Source organism: Nocardia sp. NPDC003345 (assembly GCF_053589395.1).
Genome location: NZ_JBSFRU010000331.1, coordinates 1 through 7,036 on the forward strand (window position 1 = coordinate 1; position 7,036 = coordinate 7,036).

Annotated in this window: 5 protein-coding genes; 2 read left to right on the forward strand and 3 right to left on the reverse strand. The window is 68.9% G+C overall.

Annotated elements, in window-relative coordinates:
* Positions 1–95 precede the first annotated feature (95 nt).
* The gene (locus ACWDU1_RS26830; RefSeq protein WP_450002638.1) at positions 96–2,099 is read left to right on the forward strand and encodes an alpha-1,4-glucan--maltose-1-phosphate maltosyltransferase; all 2,004 of its coding nucleotides are present in this window, start codon (positions 96–98) and stop codon (positions 2,097–2,099) included.
* Positions 2,100–2,106: 7 nt separating this feature from the next.
* Positions 2,107–4,263, forward strand: a complete 2,157-nt coding sequence (glgB, locus tag ACWDU1_RS26835; RefSeq protein WP_450002640.1) for a 1,4-alpha-glucan branching protein GlgB — start codon at positions 2,107–2,109, stop codon at positions 4,261–4,263.
* 34 nt (positions 4,264–4,297) lie between these two features.
* On the opposite strand, the gene ACWDU1_RS26840 is transcribed toward glgB, so the two are convergent.
* The 3 genes from ACWDU1_RS26840 to ACWDU1_RS26850 form a co-directional block, all read right to left on the reverse strand.
* On the reverse strand, positions 4,298–5,161 hold the full coding sequence (locus tag ACWDU1_RS26840; protein WP_450002642.1) for a co-chaperone YbbN: 864 nt from the start codon (positions 5,159–5,161) through the stop codon (positions 4,298–4,300).
* A 61-nt stretch (positions 5,162–5,222) separates the two neighbouring features.
* Positions 5,223–5,591, reverse strand: a complete 369-nt coding sequence (locus ACWDU1_RS26845; protein WP_450002644.1) for a DUF3817 domain-containing protein — start codon at positions 5,589–5,591, stop codon at positions 5,223–5,225.
* A gap of 158 nt (positions 5,592–5,749) precedes the next feature.
* Positions 5,750–6,934: an acetyl-CoA C-acetyltransferase gene (locus tag ACWDU1_RS26850; protein WP_450002645.1), complete on the reverse strand. Its 1,185-nt coding sequence runs from the start codon at positions 6,932–6,934 to the stop codon at positions 5,750–5,752.
* Positions 6,935–7,036: the final 102 nt, after the last annotated feature.

Sequence of the window (7,036 nt, forward strand, 5' to 3'; positions counted from 1 at the left end):
TCTGAAGAGGCGCCGCCGCGAGTCTCGAGCGCTGACAGCAGACGCTTCGGGGGCCGAACCCCGCGCGGCGAAGCCGCGCCAATACTGTTGCTGTGATGACCGGCCGCATAGCGATCGATGACACCGTCCCGGCGATTCCCGGAGGGTATCCGGCGAAGGCCGTGGTCGGGGAGGTGTTCCCAGTCCGTGCCGTCGTGTGGCGGGACGGACACGGCACCGTCGGAGCCACCTTGGCGGTGCGGGCGCCGGGTTCGTCGCGGTCGAGGCGGATCTCGATGGTTCCCGATTTCGAGCCCGATGTCTTCAACGGGATCTTCACCCCCGACACCCCGGGTCTGTGGCATTACCGCGTCGAGGGCTGGGCCGATTCTCTCGCGACCTGGCGGTCGGGGGTGGAGGCCAAGCTGGCGGTCGGGCAGGGGGCGGCGGATCTGGCCAACGACCTGGAGTCGGGGGCGCGGTTGTTCGATCGGGCGGCGCAGGGGGTCGGGAAGAGCTCGTTCGAACGGCTGCGGGCCGTGGCGGCCGCACTGCGTGGCGAGGATCCGCTGCCGGCGCGGGTGGCGCCCGCGTTCGCCGACGAGGTGGCCGAGATCCTGCGCCGCGATCCGCTGCGGGATCTGGTGACCCGGGGTCCGCAGTTCTCGGTGCTGGTCGAGCGGCCGCGGGCGCGCACCGGTTCCTGGTACGAGTTCTTTCCCAGGTCGACCGGCGGCCGGGATGCCGACGGCAATCCGGTCCACGGCACCTTCGCGACCGCGGCGCGGGCTCTGCCGCGGATCGCGGCCATGGGGTTCGATGTGGTCTACCTCCCGCCGATCCATCCCATCGGCGTGGTGAACCGTAAGGGTCGTAACAACGCGCTCACCGCCGGTCCGGGCGACACCGGGTCGCCGTGGGCGATCGGGTCGGCCGAGGGCGGGCACGACGCGATCCATGCGCAGTTGGGCACCGAGGCGGATTTCACCGCGTTCGTGCGGGCCGCCGCCGACTTGGGTATGGAGGTGGCGCTGGATCTGGCGCTGCAGTGCGCCCCCGACCATCCGTGGGTGACCGCGCATCCGGAGTGGTTCACCACTCTGCCCGACGGGAGTATCGCGTTCGCCGAGAACCCGCCGAAGAAGTACCAGGACATCTATCCGCTGGATTTCGACAACGATCCCGACGGCCTGTACGCGGAAGTGCTGCGGGTGGTGCGGCACTGGATCGGGCTGGGTGTGCGGATCTTCCGGGTCGACAATCCGCATACGAAACCCGCCGATTTCTGGGAATGGCTGATCGCCGCGGTCCGTGCCACCGATCCCGATGTGGTGCTGCTGTCCGAGGCGTTCACCTATCCGGCCCGGCTCTACGGCCTGGCCCGGCGGGGGTTCAGCCAGTCGTACACGTACTTCACTTGGCGCACCCATAAGCACGAGCTCACCGAGTTCGGGCTGGAACTCGCCGCCAAGGCCGACGAGGCCCGGCCGAATCTGTTCGTCAACACGCCGGACATCCTGCACGAGAGCCTGCAGCACGGCGGTCCGGGAATGTTCGCGATCCGCGCCGTGCTGGCCTCGACGCTCGGTCCCAGCTGGGGTGTCTACTCGGGGTACGAACTGTACGAGCATCAGGCGGTACGGCCGGGCAGCGAGGAGTATCTGGACTCGGAGAAGTACGAGCTGCGGCCGCGGCCTTTCGCCGAAGCGCGGGCGCACGGTGAATCGCTGGAACCGCTGCTCACCCGGTTGAACGAGATCCGGCGCCGGCATCCGGCGCTACAGCAGCTGCGATGCCTGCATTTCCATCACATCGGCAACGACAATCTGCTGGCGTACTCGAAAATCGATCCGGTGACCGGTGACGCGGTGCTGGTGGTCGTGAATCTCAATCCGTTCACCGCCGAAGACGGCATGCTTTCGCTGGATCTACCGGCCCTCGGCCGCGAATGGCACGATCATCCGGTGGTGCACGACGAGATCAGCGGCGAGGAATACCACTGGGCGCAGACCAATTACGTCCGGCTGGACCCGGCCCGCGCCGTCGCCCACATCATCGCGCTGCCGCCTGTTCCGCACGAGGCCCGGGCCGGCCTGGCCTACCGGCGGACCTTCCGGTGAGTGGCCGGTGAACCGGCGCGATCTGCTGCTGCTGGCCGCCGGCAGCCATCCCGACCCGCATACCGTCCTGGGCGTGCACCCGCACCCCGACGGCACGGTGGTGCGGGTCCTGCGCCCGGCGGCGGAAACGGTGGCGGTGCTGGTCGGCGACACCGAACACCGGCTCGAACCGCTGGGTCACGGGGTTTTCGCGGCGACCCTGCCCTATCCGGAGGTCCTGGACTACCGGATCGCCGTCACCGTCGCCGGGCGGCCGGTGACGGTGACCGCCGACGGCTACCGCTATCTGCCGACCCTCGGCGATCTCGACCTGCATCTGATCAACGAGGGCACCCACCGGCAACTGTGGCAGGTGCTCGGCGCGCATCCGCGCCGATATCCGGGGCTCGACGGCGAGGTCACCGGGGTGTCGTTCGCGGTCTGGGCGCCGAACGCCCGCGGGGTCACGGTCCTGGGCGATTTCGACGACTGGCATGGCGGCACCTGGCCGATGCGCACTCTGGGCCGCTCCGGCGTCTGGGAGGTCTTCGTTCCCGGCGCCGCGCCGGGTGACCGCTACAAGTACCGGGTGCACGGCGCCGACGGCCGCGCCGTCGACCACGCCGACCCGCTGGCCTTCGCCGCCGCGCTGCCGCCGGCGACCAGTTCGGTGATCACCGAGCCGAAATACCGGTGGACCGATCAGGCCTGGCTCGACGCCCGGGCCCGCGCCGATCCGGCCCGCGCGCCGGTCAGCGTTTTCGAGGTCCACCTCGCGTCTTGGCGGCCCGGACTGACCTATACCGAACTGGCCGAGCAACTCGGCGACTACGCCCGCGAACTCGGTTTCACCCATATCGAACTCATGCCGGTCACCGAGCATCCGTTCGGCGGCTCCTGGGGCTACCAGGTGACCTCCTACTACGCGCCGACCGCCAGGTTCGGCAGCCCCGACGATTTCCGCGATTTCGTCAACCGCCTGCACGCCGGCAATATCGGCGTCATCCTGGACTGGGTACCGGGGCATTTCCCGCGCGACGCCTGGGCGCTGGCGCGCTTCGACGGCACCCCGCTCTACGAACATCCGGACCCGCGCCGCGGCGAGCAACCCCAGTGGGGCACCTACGTTTTCGATTACGGCCGCCCCGAGGTGCGCAATTTCCTGGTCGCCAACGCGCGGTACTGGATCGAGGAATTCCATATCGACGGCCTGCGTGTGGACGCGGTGGCCGCCATGCTCCACCTCGACTACGGGCGCGCGGCCGGCGGCTGGGAACCCAATATTCACGGCGGGCGCGAGAACCTGGAGGCGGTCGCCTTCCTCAGCGAGCTCAACGACAGCGTGCACAGCGCCTACCCCGGGGTCCTGACCGTAGCCGAGGATTCCACCACCCGGCCCGGTGTCACCCGGGCCACCGAGGTCGGCGGTCTGGGCTTCACCATGAAATGGAATATGGGCTGGATGCACGACACCCTCGCCTATTTCCGCCACGACCCGGTGCATCGCGGCCACCACCACGACGAGATCACCTTCTCGCTCATGTACGCCTGGGACGAGAACTTCGTCCTGCCGCTCAGCCACGACGAGGTGGTGCACGGCAAGGGCACCCTGTGGACCCGGATGCCCGGCGACGAATTCGACAAGGCCTGCGGGGTCCGCGCGCTTCTGGCCTACATGTGGGCCCATCCCGGTAAGAAACTGCTGTTCATGGGTCAGGAATTCGGTCATTTCCGGGAGTGGTGGCACGACCACGATCTGGACTGGCACGAACTGGAGAATCCACTGCACCGCGGGGTCCGGGTCCTGGTCGCCGACCTCAACCGGGCCTACCGCGCGCAACCGCCGCTGTGGAGCCAGGACACCACTCCGGGCGGGCATTCCTGGATCGCCGGTGACGACCGGCAGAACAATGTGCTGGCCTTCCTGCGGCACGCTGCCGACGGCAGCACTCTCGCCTGCGTCTGCAACTTCTCCGGCGCCGTGCACACCGGCTACCGGATCGGCCTGCCGGTCGCGGGCGAGTGGGTCGAGATACTGAATACCGACGCGATCGAGTACGGCGGCACGGGCGCGGGCAATGCCGGCGTCGTGTATGCCGAGGAGGTCGCCTACCACGGCCGCCCGGCCTCGGCCGCGATCACCTTCGGCCCGCTGAGCGTGCTCTGGTTGATCCCGCGCCCGTAACCCGCGACCGGGCCGGGCCCGGTCGCGTGGCCGGTCAGTACAGCGCGGTGGCCAGCTTCCGGCGGGCCGCGACCACGAACGGCTCGGCCTGGTCGAACAATTCGAACAGTTCGAGCAGCCGGGTGCGCACCGCGGTGCGGTCGTCGCCCGCGGTGCGCGCGACCATTTTGATGAGCCGGTCGAAGGCCGCTTCGGGCCGCTGATGGAACAGTTCCACATCGGCGGCGTCCAGGGCGGCGGACACGTTACCCGGATCGGCGTCGGCCGTCGCGATGGCCGACTCCGGCAGATCCTGCGCCCGGCCCAGGAATTTGACCTGCCGCAACGCGGCCTTGGCCTCGGTATTGCCGGGTTCCTGCGCCAGAATCGACTCGTAGGCCGATTCCGCCCCGGCGAAATCACCCTGTTCGAGCAGGGCTTCGGCCGTCGCGAAGCGCGGATCGGCGGGCGGCTCGGGCTCCTCGACGGCGTCCGGGTCGCCCTCGAGCTTGCCCTCCACGGCCTGCACGACCGCCGCGAGCCACTGTTTCACCTGGGCTTCCGGCTGCCCGCCCTGGAAATCGGCGAGCGGCTGCCCGCCCGCCACCGCGATCACCGTGGGGATCCCCTGGACACCGAAGGCCTGCGCGATCCGCATATTGCTCTCGGCTTCGACCGCCGCCAGATCCCAGGCCCCGCCGGCCTCGCCGACCAGGCGTTCGAGCAGCTGCACCAATTCGATGCTGCCGGGGCTGCGCTGCGAGTACAGCGCCACCACCACCGGCACCTGCATGGAACGCCGCAGGACCTTGGTCTCGAAATCCGCCTCGGTGACCGCGTAGTCACCACCGCCGCCACCGGCGGCCGGCGCAGCCGCGGGCGGCTGTTTCAGGGCGGACAGATCAACCGCCCCGGACATGGCGGCGGCAACGGCTGGTGAAGGACGGCGAGATGCTGGTCGAGTCACAGCATCCAGTCTGTCACGAGGACGGCGCGAGAGTCTTCGGGGACTCCGCGCCGGCGGGCGCACTCAGCTCACCGAGTTTGCCGGTACGCACCGCCCACACCTCGAAGATCACCGTGAAGAACGGCGGAATGCTCGACAGCAGGGCCAGTACCGTGGTCTTCCAGTTCCACTCCAGCTCCCGGGCGGCCAGCAGCGCGGTCAGCACGAAGAGCACGAAGATGCCACCGTGCACCGGGCCGAAGATCTTCACGCCGATCTCGTTACCCGGGTCGGGGATGTATTTGAACGCCATGCCCACCAGCAGTCCCAGCCAGGAGATCGCCTCGAGCACCGCGAAGAATCGGAACCGACCGGCAGTGGTGCGCAGACCAAGGAAGTTCATGCGCACCATTGTGCCTTAATCACTACACAGCGTCGTAGTCGAACCGGTCACATCGGTCGGACGGGACTTACCGGACAGTGGGGTCCCGGCCGACCGGGACCCCACTCCGAAAAAGACGCGCGGACGCCGCGCCACCTCCGGACGCGGCGGAGGCGAAGCTACGCCTGAACCCTGACGATCAGCGCGTCACCCTGACCGCCGCCGCCACACAGGGCCGCGGCACCGATCCCGCCGCCGCGCCGCTTCAGCTCCAACGCCAGATGCAGCACGATACGCGCACCCGACATACCGAGCGGATGCCCGATGGCGATGGCACCGCCGTTGACGTTCACCTTCTCCGGATCGATCCCCAGCGCGCGAGTGGAGGCGATACCGACCGCCGCGAACGCCTCGTTGATCTCCACCAGATCCAGATCGGCCGGCGCGATCCCCTCCCGGGCGCACGCCTTGGCGATGGCATTCGCCGGCTGATCCTGCAGCGTGGAATCCGGGCCGGCCACCACACCGGCCGCACCGATCTCGGCGATCCAGCTCAACCCGAGCTCCTCGGCCTTGGCCTTGCTCATCACGACCACCGCCGCGGCACCGTCGGAGATCTGCGACGCCGATCCGGCCGTGATGGTGCCGTCCTTCGCGAACGACGGCCGCAGCTTCGCCAACGATTCCGCGGTCGTATCGGCGCGGATCCCTTCGTCCTGGGCCACCACCACCGGATCGCCCTTACGCTGCGGCACCGCCACCGGCACCACTTCGTCCTCGAACACACCGTTCTTCCAGGCGGCCGCGGCCCGCTGATGCGAGGCGGCGGCGAACGCGTCCTGATCCGCCCGGGTGATCGGATCACGATCGTTGCGCTGCTCGGTGAGGGCGCCCATCGCCTGATCGGTGAAGATATCGTGCAGCCCGTCGTAGGCCATATGGTCACGCAGGGTGACATCGCCGTACTTGAACCCCTCGCGGCTCTTCTCGAGCATATGCGGGGCCCGGCTCATCGACTCCTGCCCACCGGCCACCACGATCTCGTACTCGCCCGCCCGGATCAGCTGATCCGCCTGCGCGATCGCGTTGATCCCCGACAGGCACACCTTGTTCAGGGTCAGCGCGGGAACATCCATCGGGATACCGCCCGCGACCGCCGCCTGCCGGGCCGGAATCTGCCCGGCCCCGGCGGTGAGCACCTGCCCCATGATCACGTAGTCGACCTGGTCGCCGCGAACACCGGCCTTCTCCAGCGCGGCCGCGATGGCGAACCCGCCGAGATCCGAACCGCTGAACCCCTTCAGGCCACCCAGCAGCCGTCCGACCGGGGTGCGCGCACCGGCCACGATCACGGATTTGGTCACGACGAACCTCCTGTATATATTGCGTCGCCTCCGGCGCCGCGGGGCCGGGGCCCTATTAACCCCGGTTCTTCACTCCCGCCGGTCGGTCGCTGCGCTCCCTCC